19 protein-coding genes and 1 pseudogene are annotated in these 15864 nt (G+C 47.2%); 2 read left to right on the forward strand and 18 right to left on the reverse strand.

Features of this window, described 5'->3' with window-relative positions:
- The first annotated feature begins 6 nt into the window (after nt 1–6).
- On the forward strand, nt 7–1386 hold the full coding sequence (locus U0008_RS16455; protein ID WP_043495109.1) for a family 4 glycosyl hydrolase: 1380 nt from the start codon (nt 7–9) through the stop codon (nt 1384–1386).
- A 43-nt stretch (nt 1387–1429) separates the two neighbouring features.
- Here the strand turns inward: U0008_RS16455 and U0008_RS16460 are convergent, their stop codons facing one another.
- Entirely contained in the window at nt 1430–2143 is a 714-nt protein-coding gene (locus U0008_RS16460; RefSeq protein WP_025800121.1) for a MurR/RpiR family transcriptional regulator, read from the reverse strand.
- A gap of 99 nt (nt 2144–2242) precedes the next feature.
- Here U0008_RS16460 and U0008_RS16465 point away from each other — a divergent pair, with 99 nt between their 5' ends.
- Nucleotides 2243–3430, forward strand: a complete 1188-nt coding sequence (locus U0008_RS16465) for an MFS transporter (protein WP_043495110.1) — start codon at nt 2243–2245, stop codon at nt 3428–3430.
- Nucleotides 3431–3485: 55 nt separating this feature from the next.
- On the opposite strand, the gene ahr is transcribed toward U0008_RS16465, so the two are convergent.
- The 17 genes and pseudogenes from ahr to U0008_RS16550 all read right to left on the reverse strand — a co-directional run bounded on the left by ahr (nt 3486) and on the right by U0008_RS16550 (nt 15807).
- Nucleotides 3486–4505 (reverse strand): NADPH-dependent aldehyde reductase Ahr, encoded by a 1020-nt coding sequence (gene ahr / locus U0008_RS16470; protein WP_040044383.1) that lies wholly within the window; start codon nt 4503–4505, stop codon nt 3486–3488.
- A 129-nt stretch (nt 4506–4634) separates the two neighbouring features.
- A complete protein-coding gene (arsC, locus tag U0008_RS16475) occupies nt 4635–5060 on the reverse strand; it encodes a glutaredoxin-dependent arsenate reductase (RefSeq protein ID WP_043495113.1) in 426 nt (141 codons plus the stop codon).
- 12 nt (nt 5061–5072) lie between these two features.
- Nucleotides 5073–6362, reverse strand: a complete 1290-nt coding sequence (locus tag U0008_RS16480; RefSeq protein ID WP_043495115.1) for an arsenic transporter — start codon at nt 6360–6362, stop codon at nt 5073–5075.
- A 58-nt stretch (nt 6363–6420) separates the two neighbouring features.
- Complete coding sequence (locus U0008_RS16485; protein WP_043495116.1) at nt 6421–6771, reverse strand: transcriptional regulator; 351 nt, start codon at nt 6769–6771, stop codon at nt 6421–6423.
- A 1648-nt stretch (nt 6772–8419) separates the two neighbouring features.
- Nucleotides 8420–8613, reverse strand: a pseudogene (locus U0008_RS16490) (TA system toxin CbtA family protein); the annotation flags it as partial.
- A 47-nt stretch (nt 8614–8660) separates the two neighbouring features.
- Nucleotides 8661–8999 carry a hypothetical protein gene (locus U0008_RS16495; protein ID WP_043495120.1) on the reverse strand — a complete coding sequence of 113 codons (339 nt, stop codon included), beginning with the start codon at nt 8997–8999 and terminating at the stop codon, nt 8661–8663.
- Between the two features lie 2 nt (nt 9000–9001).
- On the reverse strand, nt 9002–9865 hold the full coding sequence (locus U0008_RS16500; RefSeq protein WP_043495122.1) for a glycoside hydrolase family 73 protein: 864 nt from the start codon (nt 9863–9865) through the stop codon (nt 9002–9004).
- A gap of 513 nt (nt 9866–10378) precedes the next feature.
- Entirely contained in the window at nt 10379–10744 is a 366-nt protein-coding gene (locus U0008_RS16505; protein ID WP_043495124.1) for a TA system toxin CbtA family protein, read from the reverse strand.
- Between the two features lie 20 nt (nt 10745–10764).
- Nucleotides 10765–11082: a type IV toxin-antitoxin system YeeU family antitoxin gene (locus U0008_RS16510; RefSeq protein WP_043495126.1), complete on the reverse strand. Its 318-nt coding sequence runs from the start codon at nt 11080–11082 to the stop codon at nt 10765–10767.
- Between the two features lie 18 nt (nt 11083–11100).
- Nucleotides 11101–11322 (reverse strand): DUF987 domain-containing protein, encoded by a 222-nt coding sequence (locus U0008_RS16515; protein WP_032751317.1) that lies wholly within the window; start codon nt 11320–11322, stop codon nt 11101–11103.
- Between the two features lie 8 nt (nt 11323–11330).
- Nucleotides 11331–11807 carry a JAB domain-containing protein gene (locus U0008_RS16520; RefSeq protein WP_043495127.1) on the reverse strand — a complete coding sequence of 159 codons (477 nt, stop codon included), beginning with the start codon at nt 11805–11807 and terminating at the stop codon, nt 11331–11333.
- Between the two features lie 15 nt (nt 11808–11822).
- Nucleotides 11823–12281 (reverse strand): antirestriction protein, encoded by a 459-nt coding sequence (locus U0008_RS16525; protein WP_043495131.1) that lies wholly within the window; start codon nt 12279–12281, stop codon nt 11823–11825.
- A gap of 96 nt (nt 12282–12377) precedes the next feature.
- Nucleotides 12378–12617, reverse strand: a complete 240-nt coding sequence (locus tag U0008_RS16530; protein ID WP_032751322.1) for a DUF905 domain-containing protein — start codon at nt 12615–12617, stop codon at nt 12378–12380.
- Between the two features lie 77 nt (nt 12618–12694).
- On the reverse strand, nt 12695–13168 hold the full coding sequence (locus U0008_RS16535) for a hypothetical protein (RefSeq protein ID WP_051874172.1): 474 nt from the start codon (nt 13166–13168) through the stop codon (nt 12695–12697).
- Between the two features lie 21 nt (nt 13169–13189).
- Nucleotides 13190–14029, reverse strand: coding sequence for a hypothetical protein (locus tag U0008_RS16540; RefSeq protein ID WP_043495134.1), 840 nt, complete (start codon nt 14027–14029; stop codon nt 13190–13192).
- Between the two features lie 38 nt (nt 14030–14067).
- Nucleotides 14068–14769 carry a DeoR family transcriptional regulator gene (locus tag U0008_RS16545; RefSeq protein ID WP_043495136.1) on the reverse strand — a complete coding sequence of 234 codons (702 nt, stop codon included), beginning with the start codon at nt 14767–14769 and terminating at the stop codon, nt 14068–14070.
- 216 nt (nt 14770–14985) lie between these two features.
- The gene (locus U0008_RS16550; RefSeq protein WP_043495138.1) at nt 14986–15807 is read right to left on the reverse strand and encodes a DUF932 domain-containing protein; all 822 of its coding nucleotides are present in this window, start codon (nt 15805–15807) and stop codon (nt 14986–14988) included.
- Nucleotides 15808–15864: the final 57 nt, after the last annotated feature.

Below are 15864 nucleotides of genomic sequence, written 5' to 3' on the forward strand. Positions count from 1 at the left end.
GTACATATGAAACTAACAGTATTAGGTGGCGGCGGAGTACGCTCCGCATTTCTGGCAAAATCTCTGGCTTATAATGCCCACCGTATCGGATTAAAACAGGTCGTCTTTCTGGATAATTCAGCTCAGAACTTAACCATCTTTGGCGAAATTGCGCGTTATATATTTAATACTATTCGCCCTGATATTGAATTTAGCTTAACCACCGAGCCTGTATCAGCCTTACAAGACGCCAACTATGTGATTACCACACTGCGCGTCGGTGGCGATGAAAGCCGTATACATGACGAACGTATTGCGCTGGACCACAATACCTTAGGGCAAGAAACCACCGGTGCAGGCGGCTTTGCCATGGCCATGCGCTCTATTCCCGCTATTTTGGACTACTGCAAATTAATCGAAGAACATGCGGCACCCGATGCCATCTTATTTAACTTTACCAATCCATCAGGCTTAGTCACCGAAGCGATTATCAAATCTGGCTTTAAACGCCGCGTTTACGGTATCTGCGATGCACCATCAGAGCTGATTCGTGAACTACCTGACATTCTTAACTGCGACGAAAGTGAACTGCAGGTTGAGTGCTATGGACTCAATCATTTCTCTTGGTTCACGCATTTTACCGTGGGCGGAGAGGATGTAACCGAACAATTGGTTAATTCGCCTGAGCTGTATAAAAAAACGGCCATGCAATACTTCTCACCAGAATTAGTTCGTCTGTGTGATAACCAGCTATTAAATGAATACTTATATTATTATTACTATAAAGAAGAGGCGCTAAAAGCTATTCAAGATTCAGGTGAAACACGAGGCGAACAAATCGCACGTATTAACCATGATATGCGTGAAGAGCTTAGCCGCATCGACGTTAAAGAAAATCCAGCCACCGCGTTTGATATTTGGATGAAGCATTATCTACGTCGTGAAAATAGCTACATGCAAAATGAATCTCAGCAGGAAAAATTCCACACCAGGGAACCTTTAACGCTGCAGCAATTCATCGAAGAGCCCGACAGCGGCGGCTACGCGGGCGTGGCATTAGATATTCTAGAAGCCGTCAACAGCAATACCACTAAGCGTATTGTGGTATCGCTTTCCAACAACGATACGCTGGATTTCCTGCATCCTGACGATGTTATTGAAATCAGCTGCGATCTCAGCAAAGAGGGATTAAAACCGGTTAAGCCTATCCATGTACCCGAGGCGCAGAAAAATATGATTTCCTGCGTGAAAGAGTATGAACGTCTCGCGGTGCAGGCAATTTTGACTCAGGATAGAACGCTCGCGGTTAAGGCATTGATGGCACATCCGTTGGTCGGATCATGGTCATTGGCTAGAAAGCTGGTTTCCGCCTATTTGCAGGGCCCTCAGTTTAAAAACTGGCACTAGAGCCTAGCATTGAAACTCTGGGGCGTCGCAGGACGCCCTTTCATTATTTCTTCTGCATAAACCACAGTTTCAGAAGATGTTCAAAGCCGAGAATACAGTAGCCAAAGAACGGATTAGACCAATAAATATCATCATCATATTTTTGTGGATCGTGAATAATAAATGACAGGTTAGCAGCCTGCGCTAACGGACTTTGATGGTCGCCGGTAAAACAAACAAGGTTGATATTTTTGTTCTCTAGTGCCTTTACCCAGCTTAATGCGGATGAACTCCGGCCCGATTTAGAGATTAGCCATATCGAATCAAACTTATTGGCGTTTTTTTGTTCCAGAATTTCATAGTCTGGCCATAGCGCTAAGCTGGCGTTGACGCCGGTGACTAAAAACTTATTATAAATATATTGAGCAATAAGCTGCGAGAAGCCGCTACCGTGGATCAGAATCCGTTCGTTTTGTAGTTTTTCTAGCAGAATATCCACTTTCTCCGGCGGCTGAATATTCATAAAATCAACATCGTTGGTAACATCGAGCTTCGGTAGCGTAATGTTAAACTTAATAAAGTAAACCATCTCAAGCCAGCCGCTAAACTCAAGCTTTTTGGCTAACCGAACCAAAGATGAGGGATTGCTACAGCACTTCTCCGCCACGCTGCGTATCCCTTGTTGAATACATAACTCAGGATTGGCCTGTATATATTGAAGCACACCGATCTCAATATTACTCAGTTTAATGTTACGAAATAGATTTTGAATATCCATGATAAACCCCTGTTAAGCAAATTTGAGATTAGCACAGGCATTTTTTAATAACTGAGTAATCAGTCAAAATTATTTCACTTCGTAATGGGAAATAGGGATATGAAAAAACATCTTACGACCGTTGGCGCAACATTCTTTTTATGGGGGTTAATAACGGCGTTCAACAGCACATTAATTTTATTTTTCTATCGCTACTTTCAGCTTTCATGGCCACAGGCAATGCTCGTGAATGTTATATTTTATATTGCTCCCTTTTTAACTTGCCTGCCCTGTTCTAAACTTATCGCGCTATATGGTTACCGCACCATGTTACGCAGCGCCTTGCTGCTTACGATGAGCGGCTGTGGGCTATTAAGCTTAGCACTGGGTTGTTATTCGATTATCGGTGCCCTGTTTGCCGTATTCGCGATTGCAACCGGCGTTGCTGCCATGCAAGTTGTCGCTAACCCTTATCTCACGCTGCTCAGCCAAGAGCATAAGCGTGTAGGTAACCTCACCTTGGCCTCTGCTATAAACTCGTTAGGCACAACGTTAGCACCACTGCTGATTGCCTTAGCATTACGCGCATCGCCTATTGATTATGTTAATCACAACGAGCCGATTAAATGGATTTGGTTTGTCTTGGCCCTCTTTTCTGTGGGATTATTTGCAATAACATTTTCAATCAAACTACCTGATATTATTCAAGATAAAAAAAATAAAACTCACTCACCGACCCTATGGGGTAATACCAAGTTTATTTATTCCGCAGCTGCCATATTTATCTATGTTGGCGTGGAGGTTTCATTAGGAACGAATACCATCAACTATTTATCGACCATTGGAAAATGGAATACAGAAATCGCGATATCATTAATTTCACTGTACTGGGGCGGTGCATTAATCGGGCGTTTTATCTTTGGCATATTTGCCGATCGAATCAGCCTAAAAATTGCATTTCTGTCCGTTACGCTCGTCTCTGCATCTTTCATATTGCTATCCATTCTATTAAACAACGCGGCGGGTGGTTATCTATTACTACTAATAGGTTTTGCTAATTCGATTATGTACCCTATTATTTTTAGCCAAAGCATGACAACGGTGCCTCACAGGGCAAACTTCGCGGCTGGCGTATTAATTATGGCTGGGATTGGAGGCGCGATTATTCCTTATATTCAAGCACTAATGATTGATAGCCTGACACTACGTTTTAGTTTTTTACTGCCGCTGGCGCTTTATATATTGTTAGCATGCTGGGGAGCAAAACACCTCAAGCCAGCCTCATCGCCTATTTCTGTTTTAGAGTAAATAGTAGCAATAGATCTTAGCCACAGGGTAAAGCCTGTGGCTAAGATAATAACGATTAGAAATCAGCTTTAAGCACCACGCGATAGCGGGCTTTGCCTTCACGCACATGTTTCAATGCTTGATTGATTTGCGACATCGGGTATAGCTCGGTTGTTGGTGCAACTTTAGTTCGTGCGGCAAACTTCATAAGCTTGCGCAGCTCATTTGGAGAGCCCGTTGCCGAACCAGAAATGCTCCGATCGCCGCCGATAAGCGTGAACGCTGGCACTTCTAACGGTTTCATCACCGCTCCCACCGTATGGAAATGGCCACCGTAGGTTAACGCTTCAAAGTACGGCAGCCAGTCTAGCGACACATTGACGGTATTGATAATCAAATCAAACTGTTTTGCCAGTGCGTTCAGCGCCTGAGGATCGCGGCTATTGACGACGCGATCGGCCCCCATGGCTAAAACTTCCTGCTCTTTTGCTGGATTTGAACTAAATGCCGTCACTTCACAGCCCATCGCGTGGAGCAATTTAATGGCGATATGACCCAAACCGCCGATGCCAATCACGCCAACTTTGCTGGTTGCGGTAATATGATGCATCAATAACGGTTTAAACACCGTAATGCCACCGCAAAGCATCGGTCCAGCCGTTGCCATATCAATATCATCCGGTAACGGAATAGCCCACTGCCAGTTACAGCGCAGCTTATCGGCAAAGCCACCTTTATTCATGATGGTCGGCACGCTACCGTTCTGACAGTTAATTTGATTTCCGCTGATACATGCATCGCAGTGCTGGCAGCTGTTTGCCGTCCAGCCCACGCCGACTCGCTGACCGACTTTTAGACCTTTGTTTTTGGCGGCATCCCCCAGCGCGTGGATATGCCCCACCACTTCATGACCTGCAATCAGAGGATAGTCAGAGAATCCCCACTCGTTATCGATCATCGATAAATCCGAATGACAGATACCGCAGTATTCGACTTTAACTTCAACGTCGTCTGGCTGTAGTGCACCAGCGTCATACTCATAAAGTTCCAGATCTGCCCCGGGTTTCAGCGCAGCATAGCTTTTGATTTTTGACATGTGATGACCTCTGAGAAAGTACCCATTCAAGACTACGCCACCCGCGTGAAAATCGATACATCACACAGACAGTTTTACGGTTGAAATTCTTCACCATACGCGTATTAGCTGGAGAATAAATATTCTTCTTTATTTCAGTCTGTTGCCTTCATCATCCGCGATTTGCTCACCATCTTCCTTAACGAACGAACCTTTTTGGGCCGCAGGAAGAATCCCCAGAACCACTTCGGAAGGACGACACAGCCGAGTTCCCAGCGGCGTTACCACAATCGGACGGTTAATTAGGATCGGATATTGCAACATAAAGTCGATGAGTTGATCGTCAGTAAATCTATCTTCTGCAAGCGCTAACGAGTCATACGGTTCCACGTTTTTCCGTAGCAAAGCCCGTACTGAAATGCCCATATCTGCGATGAGTTTGATCAACTCGTCGCGTGAAGGTGGATTCTCGAGGTAAAGAATAACGGTCGGCTCAGCACCGCTGTTGCGGATCATCTCCAGCGTGTTACGCGACGTGCCGCAAGCCGGGTTGTGATAAATCGTAATATTGTTCATATCAGTATCTCATTACGAAGTGAAAGAGAGACGTAGCGCCAGCGCGGCCAGCGTTACAAACAGCACAGGTAGAGTCATGATAATTCCGGTGCGGAAATAATATCCCCATGTGATGGTCATGTTCTTCTGCGAAAGCACATGCAGCCAGAGCAGCGTCGCTAAGCTGCCAATAGGAGTGATTTTTGGCCCTAAATCGCAGCCAATCACATTGGCATAAATCATCGCCTCTTTGATAACGCCTGTTGCGGTGCTGCCATCAATAGAGAGAGCACCAACCAGAACGGTCGGCATGTTGTTCATGATGGAAGAGAGAAAAGCCGTCAGGAATCCGGTGCCAAACGTCGCGGCCCAGAGGCCTTTATCTGCCAACACGTTCAACACGCCAGAGAGGTATTCGGTTAATCCAGCGTTGCGTAAACCATAGACCACCAGATACATCCCCAGCGAGAAGATGACGATCTGCCAAGGCGCACCGCGCAGCACTTTCCCCGTGTTAATAGCATTGCCTCGTTTCGCCACCGCAAACAGGATCACAGCCCCCGCCGCAGCAATAGCGCTAACGGGAATACCGAGCGGCTCCAGAACGAAAAAGCCAACCAGCAGAAGGATCAACACTATCCAACCAGTCCTGAACGTTGCCGGATCTTTGATTGCTTTTGCCGGCTCTTTAAGACGTTCAAGGTCATAGGTTGGCGGGATATCTTTGCGAAAGAACCAGTGCAGCATCACCAGCGTGGCAGCGATCGCTGCAATATCCACGGGCACCATTACCGATGCATATTCGGTAAATCCTAGATGGAAGAAATCCGCCGAAACGATATTCACCAGATTCGACACGATAAGCGGCAAGCTGGCGGTGTCGGCAATAAATCCCGCAGCCATCACGAATGCCAGCGTGGTACTTTTACTAAAGCCAAGCGCCAACAGCATAGCGATAACAATCGGCGTTAAAATAAGCGCTGCGCCATCGTTGGCGAACAGTGCCGCTACCGCCGCACCGAGCAAAACAATATAGGTAAACAGCAGGCGTCCTCGACCGTTTCCCCAACGAGAAACGTGCAGCGCTGCCCATTCGAAAAAGCTGGATTCATCCAGAAGCAGGCTGATGATGATAACGGCAATAAAGGTTGCGGTAGCATTCCAAACGATATTCCACACCACAGGAATATCACCTAAATGTACAACCCCAGAAATCAAAGCCAATACCGCGCCCAACGTCGCACTCCAGCCGATCCCTAATCCCCTCGGCTGCCAGATAACCAAAACGATGGTCAGGACAAAAATTGCGCCTGCCAGTAACATAATATCTTCCTCGTTATAATTTCACATACACAAAAACATATGTGTTTAGTTAAATTTTTTAGATACAGACAGCTTTACCGCCGCTAGAACAATTTGCCACGGACAACTTACGGGCGAGAGCTTTAATATCGTCCTGCTGACTTAACCAAGCCTGCTCAATAACCTGAGCCGCCCAAGAAGGCATATGCGGAGATAAACGATAGTAAACCCACTTCCCCTGCTTACGATCCAGCAGTAGACCGCTTTCACGTAGCATCGCCAGATGACGAGAGATTTTCGGCTGTGACTGTTCAAGCGCGGTGCACAAGTCGCACACGCATAGCTCTCCCATTTCCCTAAGCAATAACACAATGCCCAGACGGGTTTCATCAGATAGATTTTTGAAGAGTTGCAGACAAGCTAGCGGCATCGTTCCTCCTGAATATTTGGCAACAGGATACTCTGCGGGTTGATAAAATCAATGATATATTCGGTAAAACATATGTTTGATGACCGAGATTAGGTGAGGTGACAAATGTTGCTCGACAAGGGATTTAGCGATGAATTTAACGACTGAGCCTTTCGAGGCCCTGAGTTTACGGGCTGACATAGCGGTGAAGAAAAGTGATATTGGGTTCATTTTTCCATTGCGTACCCATATCCACTTCCCCGCAGGGAACGGCCTTATATGGTACGTAGGGAATATCGTTTCCCGAATGTACGCCATGACAGAGGATTTGTGAGTGCGGTTGGTTGGTTTTAGATGACACTAAATGCAAAAAGCATCGAGCTATTAATTTGGGGCCTTGAAAGAGGTTATTACAACATAGAAGTAATGCTCTTAGTTTAAAAAAACTTACATGTCTTTCTCAATCGATATACTTCGAAATTGTTATAGAAATATCCATGGTGCACTAATTTACTAAAGAAAAATGGGAAGCGAGTGCACTCACAATACATGCCTATGATCATCGTTGCGCCAAGGACAAACATGACAGTAAGTAATATAAACTTCACGACTTTATGCATTGTAGTAAATAGTTTCAATAAATCATGAAGCAATAAGTTACACCAGATACAGTAAACGTATTGTATATAAACTCATCATGAGCTCCACTTACGGCGGGATTCATCCCCTGCTTGCTTCTGCTGACTCCCTTTCTATCGTTTTTGGTATTGGATAAGTGGCTTTCTTATTGGGTGAACAAGGGGCATTAGCTGGAAGAAGCAAGAAAATGGCTTGAATTTTTATACCCAAGTTTCAGGCAAAAAAAATCCGACTTGATCAGGGATGCATGTTCAAGTCGGGAAAACTCATATTTCCGTATATGAAAAGGCAAAGTTCACATATAACTTCACTTCTTTGGCAGAAAAATATCATATCAGCTAATCCTTACTCATTTTGTGATTATGCCGAACGTTCATAAGATGTTGATATACCGTAACTAAACAACTTTTATCAATTAACGCATTACACGCAATGCATCTTATAGATATTCACTAAGTATGTGCTGAGTGCATGCCTTTAAGAGTCACCTGATCGATTTCCATATGATCATAAGCAGATAGTCTACGGGATGGGTTATGGAATCTTCAGCATTGGCGAGCAAATATGTGTCCACACAGAGTTTTAATTTGGCCCCTCACGTTAGGGGCTTTTTTCTCTACAAACTCAGGCAAAAAAAATCCCGACTTGATCAGGGGTGCATGTTCAAGTCGGGAAAACTCATATGTCCGTATATGACAAGTCAAAGTTCACTTCTAGGATGGACAGCAATCATATCAGCTAATCCTTACTTATTTTGTGCATATGCAGAACGTTCATAAAGCGTTGATATACCTCACCTAAACAAACTTATTCATCGCGCAACGTAGGCGTTTTGCGATGAAATCAATAAGACTGCCAGTACACGACACGTACAACCATTGATAAACATACATATTTTCTTGTTTCATCTTTATAAACACCCCTTTTTTGCTCACCTTGGTTTTCATACGGCTCGATGAGCTTTTCATCGAGTCGTTAATCTCATCAAATTCTTCACGTATCGCGGAAACAGTCTTCGATCTCCATCCCTTTACTGCCGTGTTCGGCTAAGAACAATATTACTAGCTTCCCGATAGGAAGAACGGTTCATTAATCCGCATGCTTTTCTGGCTTGAAGGATATCTTTCACGGTCAGATATGATGCTTGTTCCTGCGAGGTAAATCCTATGCGATCGATACATACTAACGCATACTTTCCACCAGAAAGTTAACGGAATTAGACAGGTTCTAGAGAAGCTGGAAATGAAAAAATCACGGATGCCGCAGCGCTTTCACTTCGCAGGAAAGGCCGAAAACTCTGGCTCACCGGGATCATTAATATCCGATGTCATTTCATGTGTTTTCTTATTTACATTAACGGTGAATAATCTATGTTGCACCTGCGGATCGCCAGGACAACCCCCGCCATGTTTTTCGATAACATCAACTGAATCTACATCTGGTTCAAAGTCTGGTGTGTTAATGTAATCCGTACACGTAGGGGAGCTGAGAAGTTTTTTCTGCTCAAGTGTATTTTTAACCAACTGAACTGCAAATGGTAACTGAACCGACATTACATTTGTAGTTAACAGCATCAAGCTTAAGAAAGTAACAGACCTATATTTTTTCATAATCAACCTATTAAACTGAAATAATGCATTGGATTGATATAGCACATCGAGAGAGTAGCGCTTGGGTTATCGTATTCCTCTATTCCAGTGCTGCGCATTACGTCTAACACTTTTTTTTCATAAAGAGGATCTGTTGCATACCCAGCTTTTGCCACTTCATGTAAAAATTTCTCCGGTTCATTTGGATAAGAAAATGCAGCTGAAAAACGTTTATTAACTGTAAGAAATCGACCAAAATCGTCCGCTGATTGCTCCAAAGAATCGTATGAGCGAAAGCTGTCTTTTATTTTTATTGACAAGCCACCATAATTTTCATGCGTCATAAAGTTTATAGACTTACCTTTGGGGGATTTTCCTTTCACTCCAAAATAAACATTCCCATTCGACTTAACACCCCAAGCAGATTCAATTGCCCCTTGGGCAATCGTTACAGCAATGGGCACACCCCAATTGCGTTTAACCATGATAGCAGCAGGTAACGATCTGTTAATCCACTCTGATTTCTTGGCTGATAACGGTAATGCTGCACGCTGAGCAAGTTGATTAATCGAATTACTGTCCGGTATGATCGCATCATGCTTATGAAGCTGTGAAACCTCATGCTGGGACGCACCAAATGTCCGACTTAACGCATTAAAAGTTGGCCCATGTAGATCCACTATTGAATCAGGATGTGCAAAATGGACATGGTTTCTCTGAAACATAACCAACCTTACGCAAGTTTTTGCTCCCCAGCTCCCGTCCTCTTTTAGCGTTTCGATATTATCGTCACGAATCGCTCTATTCAGTAAAATCTGAATATTTCTGACATCGCTTGGGAAATTTGGCTGACCTACCCCTACCGAATGGTGAATCCTCCACCTCATATAACCTCCTGTATATATTCAACCCTTTCCCCACTAAAAAGCCTCTCTTCCCATAAACTATTTGCACGGTTTCAAGCAGTACAGTGTTCCTGGGTAATACTTTCGTAGGTGAGAGTATTGGTTCTGCTAGCTTGTAGGCTTTCTCTCTGGGTTTAGCAGCGTCTGCCTGTCGCGCATTAAGCTTCTTTGGGGATATCTCCCTAGTTATGCCCCAACTGTGACTTGATTTCGGTTGAGTCCAGTTGGATATGGGCTAGAAACCACAATATGCGGGTTTTGAGTTTATTTCGGTAGACTTGGGAAGAGTTTGAAATGGTGCGATAATAGGAACATAACACAACCTATATACCCATTGATAAGTATAGATATTTCCTTGTTTCACCTTTATAAATGCCCCCTTTTGTGCCCCCACCTTGTTTTTCATGCGACTCGATGAGCCTTTCACCGAGTCGCCAATATCACCAACTTTTTCACAGACCGTGCAAATCTTCTCGGCTCTTGAAGTCTTTCTCACTACCGCGATCGGCTAAGAACAATATTACTTACTTCCCGATACGAACAACTGCTCATTAATCCGCATGCTCTCCTGGCATGAAAGATATCTGTCACAGTCAAATATGGCGTTCGTTCCTGTAAGGTAAATCCATTGCGATCGATACGAATTAACTCATTCTTTTCTACCAGAAAGTTAACGGCATTAGCCAGAGTGATACCGGCATCGATATGTTCCTGCATAACGGTTTCATCACAGAACGGCGTATCGTTCAGGGTCAGACCATAGTGTTTTTCCAGCAGACGACTAAGTAACATTTGCCAGATAGTCACGGGCGACAGGCGTGGCTTCTCCGCCCGCATATTTGTTGCAGTTAGAAATTTCATTTTTGCTCTCGCGAAAGTTATTAGCTTTGAGTGGGGTAAACGGCGATGTATACGTAGCCACAACTGCCAAGGGTGTCGGCTTCGCAGGTAAAACTGTTGTGGTACAGGGTGACGCAGTGGGCGTGACGAGGATTCATTTCACCGGTGGTCAACATGAATTCCATCTGGCTGATAAAGTGCGGGAATGTTTCATCCAGCTTCCGGCACTCGGCGTCACTGAACTTACCGGTGATGCTGGCCCGGTCAGCTAAATAATGCAGCCGGTTCCCCTCCTGCACCAGACGGGCTCCCAGGCGTGGCGTAATATCCCGCTGCAGGCCCCATGTGATGTTGCTCATTTATAACCTCCTTTATTATCAGTCTAGGATGATACTCATCAGGCAGGCATACGGTCCGTTGCGGTCCTGGCGGCGTTCGGCGTATACCGCCAGGACACCTGAGATATCCGGAATTTCCCTGCCGGTGTAATGACAAACGCTACCGTGCCACTGATATTTTCCGGTGCAGTAGCGAAAGATTCGGGACTCAGGATGCTGGCGGTATATCGTCATTGCCCGGCGTTTACTGATAATTTTCATGTAATACCTCACAGCAGACCGTGTTCAGCGAATGAATAGATTTGCCTGCCGCCGACAATCAGATGGTCAGGAACGCGGATATCCACCAGCTGAAGTACCTGTACCAGCCGCTGCGTGAGGGCTTTGTCAGCCTGGCTGGGCGTCGTCTCGCCGGAAGGATGGTTATGCGCCAGTATCACCGCCGCGGCATTGAAATACAGGGCGCGCTTAACCACTTCCCGGGGATGGACCTCGGTGCGGTTAATCGTGCCACTAAAGAGGGTCTCATGGGCGATAAGCTGGTTCTGATTATCCAGATACAGCACCCGAAACTCTTCCCGCTCAAGTGCGGCCATATGCAGTCGCAACCACTCCCGAACGGCATGTGTGGAGGTGAAGGCTACCCCAGGCTCATGCAGGTGCCGCTCCAGAGCCCTGAGCGCCCGCTGAATGAGACGCCGGTCCTGTGGCGTCATCTCGCCGGGTAAAAAGGAAAGCTGTTTCATCCGTTGTTCCTCCGCTCAGTCGATGATACGCAGAATGGCGTGAGCTTCAGGATGCTGCAGGGCATAGTCCCGCAGGCGGTAATAGTGCTCCGTCATGGCATCGCATTCGGTGCGACAGGCGTGATGGCTGTATTCAATCAGGCAGACAGCAATACCTGCGGCTTCCACGCTCATTTCCGCACCATTGCCGTTCATACTGTTGAACAGATGCCATTTATCGTCACCGTCAGCATCAGGGGCCATAAACGCGCCGCCATTGCTGAGCGTGTAAAAGGACCAGATACCACCGCTGTACTCATCACAGAAGCGCTCCATCCAGGCGAAAATGCGGGGTTCCAGCGTTATCCATTGTGGGATAGAGCCAAAGTGCTGCGTCCAGAAATCGAGACGCTGTTCGTCGGGAACCTGCGTTACTGTGAGTTTGAAATCGGATTCGTTAGCGGGTACAAGGTCGTACTGTGTCGCTGCTGTCATGTAAATGTCTCCGTCAATAAAAGGTGCCAGCGGCGATGGCTGGCGTGTGGGGTAATAAAGGATGGTCCGGGAGATGGATGTCGGGAATGGGGTTTGTCAGTCGGTGAGTAATGACCTGCGGATGCCATAGCGCCGGATATAAGGGGTAAGTCCTGCACCGGCATCGGGCTCAAAGTTCCATGCGCGCCAGACCATGCCGCCATCATCGTCGCGCACAACCAGACGAAAATGCGTGTGATGGTCATCTTCGATGGTGACATTGTGATACCGACTGATAATGGCTTCGGCCTGCTGCCGGGTGAAAGAACCGGGCGGTAGTAACGGGGATTCAGGCATGATGATGACCTCAAAAAGCAAAAAGCCCTGTTGCACACGTGCAACAGGGCTGGTCGAATGACTTATGTGAAAAGCCGTCAGGATTGATCGAGACAATCCTGCCAGGTGATATCTTTCAGCGCGTCGTGAAGACCACGGGCACTGAACGGTTTCGATTCCCCTGACTGTAAAGCGGTGAAGGCCAGTTTGTCTTTTGCTCCTGTGTGCTTCAGCGCTTCAAAAGCCACCTGAGCCGGAACGGCCTCGCCAGGAAGCAAAGTTTCATTCTCAAGCGAGTATTTTTCATTGTTTATCAGAAGATACACCTCGTTCATTCCTTCATCAGAGGTGGCGCGGTAATCCTCCTTCGGAAGCTGCCAGGCAACAACCATCTTTTTGTTGCTGCAACTGATAGTCAGCTTCTCTCCGGCCTGATTGTCGCTGCTGAGCGCAAACTCCATACCGCCCATATTGCCGTACCATTCGCCCCACTGCTGTTCGGTCACCGTTGCATGAGTGAAGGCCGGGGCCAGCAGAGACAGCAGAGCTGGCAAACAGGGTATAATTTTCATACTGTTATCCTTTTCAGTTCATTAGCGCTGATTCAGTTTTTCTTTATACGCTTCTATCTGTGCCTTTAGTTGTGCCAGCGCAGCCGGTGCTATATCGGCGTCAACACGGATAAAATCTTCCTGAATCACGCTGAACTTCACCGGGAGCTTAAATTTGCTTGCGCCTGGCCCACTCAGAATGGCCGTTCCCGTTTGCTCTGTATCACTGACCTGCTGCGTATTTTCAATCATCTGGCATGACACATTTTCATGAATGGAATCCCATACTTTTTCGCCAATGGCCCGGCAGGCGGCTGAGTGATATTGAGTAAGGTTCAGATGTGCCTTTTTCGCTTTATCAAACTCGCTCTCTTTTTGTGGGTGGGCCTTATAGTAGTCACGCTTTTTCTGTAACTGCTCTTCCCGGCGCTTTTGCGCCTGCTGTTGGTTGAGCTTATCAATTTCATCCGTATCCGGACGTGTGGTAATGACACCGTCACTGAGGGTCATGCGGACCGGGTAGATGTTGCCGTTACTCAGGTTAGCAACCGCCAGATAACGGCCTTCAGATAATGTTCTGGTGATATCTACTGAAACACAGGACTCCCGCGAATTGAGGTTCTCAAGCATATCGTTTACTGCCAGACAGCCTGATGCTTTGACCGTACTCTCCGGTGATGCAGCAAAGCTGGAGCCAGCAACCATTGCCAGCAGAGGTAATAATTTAATCAGTTTCATTTTTTTCCTTACTGAAATCAGATGAATAGTTTTTGTGAATACATAAATGCCCCGGATAATACCCACCGGTACATCAGAGGGCAGTGTCAGGGCGATGAGGCGGCTGGATACCCCGGTTTTTGACGATACTGGCGATAACAGCATCGGGCTCCTCTTTACTGCCAGGTGGATAAAAAGCTGCGCTATTCCGGCCTGTTATCAGCCGGAACAAACGCAAGCAGTGACTGCTGAATAAATCGAAAATGAGGTAAGGCCTGAATGAACACCGGGTCTTCAGCCAGACGGCATAAACTGTCGTTACGTCTGAAAGACTCCTGCAGGGGCTGAACCAGATGAATTTCATCTAGGGTGAACACGGCAATATGTCCGTTATGCTCGGCAATCAGATACCAGGTCTGCTGGTGGATGAGTAACCGGCACGGAGCCAGTCGCTCGCAGCGCTGCCCGTCAGCAAGCAGCGTGACTTTTCTGCGGTCAGTAATCGCCTTAACCAGTCGCCAGAATGACAACTGCTCTGACGGCGAAGAGGCCGGACTGGCTGGTGGTATAACGCAGGGTGCTTCATCACACATCAACAACGCATTGACCAGTCGGCGGTCAAGACCCGGAAAAAGCCCGGCCAGCCCGCTGCGGTGGGCAAAGATAAGCACATCAGGCACCATCTGCATCTCACTGCCAGCGGTGCGCAGGCGGCAATATCCGGACTGATACTCCAGGTCCAGATACATCAGTCGCTCACGAAAATCACGCCGCAGCGTGCGAACAGATACGCCAAACTCTGCCGCCAGCTTACGCACGCTCAGCGTTTCCCCGGCAACCAGGCGGCTGATTATCAGCGACAGCCTGACCGCCAGTCGGTCATGGCGACGTTCTGCCTGTGTCATGAGAGGTTCTCCGGGAAATTTAACTGACTGAAAATGATGTGATTACTTTAAAGAGGGGCGCGGTCAGGGTATGGACACCGCAGTAACTATTTTTCATTTCTGCAAATGTCAGTTGTGGCGGGGGTTACAGACTATCCCCGGGGGAGTGAGGACCGTGAACATTTAGTAATGCGGACAGGTGGTGTCCGATATTAACAACGTGGCAACATGAAACGTCTACTGCAGTTGCGTGAGCAGTGTTTCTGCCATCACCCACAGCGCACGGTTAAGCTTCACGTCCCCGTCAATGCCACGCACGGCACGGGTATGTGTCCGTCCACCTTTAGCATTACGCCCACTGAGTCCGCCCTTAATCAGGTTTTCCTGCACACGTTGATAAGTGGTCCAGAGGTCATTGCTCTCATCCTGCCAGCGGCGCGGGGAGAGTATCTGCGATTCAGTAACCGGCTGGTGGTCCTCACCAAAACGATACGTAAGCGCGGCTTTTGCCAGTGCCTGCTGCGCAGATGGCGGTAACAGCAACGACTGCATGGCATCCCGCTTTTCTTCCACACGGTCAAAAATCCCCAGCACCTCATAGGCCCCCTCAATAACCTGACTCACCACGTCCCCCTTGTGTGGCACCCTTACCTCGCCAAACGATTCGCCACACACAAGACCGTTCTGACACACAGCCCTGAACAGGCCCGGTAACATCTGGTAAGAGCTGGTGCCATCATGGGAGTTGAGCAGGATAATTTCCGGCACCTGCTTACCGGTAATCTGTCCTTCCCGGCGCAGGCGCAACATATGCTTCGTATGTTCACGACGACCGGGGTCACGTACACGGGTCTGACAGGCAAAGAACGGCTGAAAGCCCTCCCGCTGCAGACTGTCCAGCAGAGAGATGGTGGGAATATATGTGTAACGTTCACTACGGGATTCGTGTTTGTCCTCACTGAATATGCTGGGTACCACGCGAAACAGTTCTTCACGGGTTAACGGACGGTCACGACGAATAAGATTTGCAGCGGCAAAGCGCGAAGCCAGACGGGTCATAAGCAGACTCCTCATAACGGGGAAAACAAATAAAAGAAAGCCCTGTCGCACAGGCGA

Source organism: Hafnia alvei, assembly GCF_034424155.1.
GTDB classification, from domain to species: domain Bacteria; phylum Pseudomonadota; class Gammaproteobacteria; order Enterobacterales; family Enterobacteriaceae; genus Hafnia; species Hafnia alvei.